Origin of the sequence: Trinickia fusca (genome assembly GCF_003628145.1) — a bacterium.
In the GTDB taxonomy this organism is placed as follows: domain Bacteria; phylum Pseudomonadota; class Gammaproteobacteria; order Burkholderiales; family Burkholderiaceae; genus Trinickia; species Trinickia fusca.
In genome coordinates this window covers 1-2,270 of the sequence record NZ_RBZV01000031.1, presented here as the reverse complement: position 1 = coordinate 2,270, position 2,270 = coordinate 1, and the positions used below count along the sequence as shown (strand labels likewise).

The window sequence follows — 2,270 nt, the reverse complement described above, 5'->3', positions numbered from 1 at the left end:
GGGGAGTCGGGCGTGTCGGAGGAGTAGAAGAGGTAGCTCATATCGGCGCCTTCGCCGAGCAGGATCAGATGGGTGCGGGCGATGACGGCGGCATGGGCGAACAGGACGTTCTGGGTCGGATAGTTGGGGCCGTAGGCGGTGCCGTTGTCGTAGCTGATGCCGGTCTCGGTGACGAACAGACGTGCACCGGGCTTCAGGTATTGGGACATGGCGGCGCGCAGCTCGCGCATCGAGGCGGGCAGGGCGTTGGCGGCGGTGGCCGGATCGGGGTCGGTCGCCAGACGCTCGGGCGGATGCGACGGCGAAGTGCCCGCGTCGTAATAGCCGTGCACCGTCACGCCATCCAGATAGTGCGCGAACCCTAACGGTGCAAGCCGTTTGAGCCAGCGCACGTTTTCGCGCACCGATGCGTTGGTCGGTCCCATCACGACGGCATGCGCGTCGCTTGCATGGATCGCTTCATAGGTCGCCTGATAAAGCGCGACGAAGCGCGCGTCGCTGTCGCGCCACGGCAGTCCGCTGTCGTGATCGGGCTCCCAGGTCACCTGGTAGTAATTGGCGGTCTGCTGCGGGAAATACGTGGCCCGAATCTGCGCCGAATCGGTGCCTACGCGGCGCATGTAGCTGCGATAGGCGGCCTCCGACACGGGCGGGTAGCTGTGCGTCGCGGCGCCGGTCGGGCTGGCCCAGCCGGGGATGCCGTCGAGCTGGATCAGCCGCAGCAGATCGCCGCCGCGCAGGTAGGGCGCCAGCGTGTTCGTGCCCGGCGCGAAGGTGTCGGCATGCTGCGGCTCTTCGACGTACCAGTTGCGGTTGTCGTTGATCCACGTGAGGCCGAGATCCGGATAGAGCGGACGATAGCCGTCGCCGCTGCAGCATGTCTGCCCCGGCTTCAGATAGTTGGTGCCCTGGCCGCCGAAACGGTGCTGATCGGCGCGCGCATAGGAAACGGCCGGCAGCACGGCCGACACGTCGGGCCGCACGCCGAAGGTGGCGATGCCATTCGGGCGTGTGCCGCGCGCGGCCAAGTGCACATCGGCATGAACGAGCGTGGCCGACACGACGAAGTAGCCGGCCAGCCTCGACGTGCAGCGCAGCGTGATGTCATGTGCGCCGGCCGGCACGGCGAAGTGCCCGCTCGCACGGACGGCATCCCAGGTGTCGCGGATCTGCCACTCGAGCGTATCGGGCTCGGTCGGTCGCGCCGTGAAGGCCAGTTCGAATGGGCTGCCGAACGCGAACGTGCGTGTGCCATCGCTGCCCGGGGTGTCGGCGTCGAGGGCGTCGCCGTGTTCGCGCGCGGCTGCGGCCGGGGCCGAGGGCGGGCCGCAACTCAACGCGGCCCGCGTAGCGCCTGGAGCGGGCGTGTGCTGCGCGGCATCGTTACCTGTCGTGGCGGCACGGCTCGTTTCGAGTCCTGAAACGATTAGGATAGCTGAAACAAAACATGCCAGAACCGGCACCACATGAAACGACGCGCAGCGCACCTTGCGCATGAACGCAAGACGCACGGCGCGTCGACGGAACCCAGGCGCGCCGTCGTGCGACGCGCTCGTGCAACGATCGTTGAGGGCATCGGGCATGGTCGAAAACCGCAAAACCGCTTCTGGCGGCCGGATTGTCGACTTCATCACAAGGCGTGCCAGCCGACTGTGGCTTGCCGAACATTGGGAGTTCGGCAAGCCGTCGGTGCACGTGCCGGTCAGTGTGCGACGTACCCTAGAGGTGGGGTGACGTTGGCCTTGATGACGGCGGCGTTGGTGGAGACGACGTAAAGGGGCGACTCGGTGAGGGTGAGCGCGACCTGTCCGTCGGCGTAAGGGACGGAAGAGGCGTTGCCCATGGCATCGAGAAGCATGACGCTGCCGGAGGAGCCAGGGGCATCGACCTGCAGGCTGTAGGGCACGCTGTAGGAGGCGCTGAAGCCGGAGGAGGCGCTCCAGTTGGCGTTATTGTGGGTCCACAGGGCGGTGACGACCTTGCCGCCGTTCAGGCGCTGGAAGGCGTAGCCGTAGACGCCGGCGGGCACGTTGTTCAGATAGCCGAGGGTGGAGGTGCCGTCGACGATGCGGGTCATGGCGGCGACGGCCATGGCGGCGGGCTTGGGGCTGATGTTGCTGGCGCCGTAGGCGCCCTGGGCGTCGCTCAGGTCGAAGAACAGGCCGTATCCGGGCGGGGAGTCGGGCGTGTCGGAGGAGTAGAAGAGGTAGCTCATATCGGCGCCTTCGCCGAGCAGGATCAGATGGGTGCGGGCGATGACGGCGGCATGG

General features: G+C 67.2%; 1 protein-coding gene and 1 pseudogene. Both read right to left on the bottom strand.

Features of this window, described 5'->3' with window-relative positions; genetic code table 11:
- A partial coding sequence (locus D7S89_RS26995) for a hypothetical protein (protein WP_183085360.1) occupies positions 1–1,583 on the bottom strand: 1,583 nt, incomplete at its 3' end.
- A gap of 119 nt (positions 1,584–1,702) precedes the next feature.
- Positions 1,703–2,270: pseudogene (locus D7S89_RS26990) on the bottom strand (hypothetical protein); the annotation flags it as partial.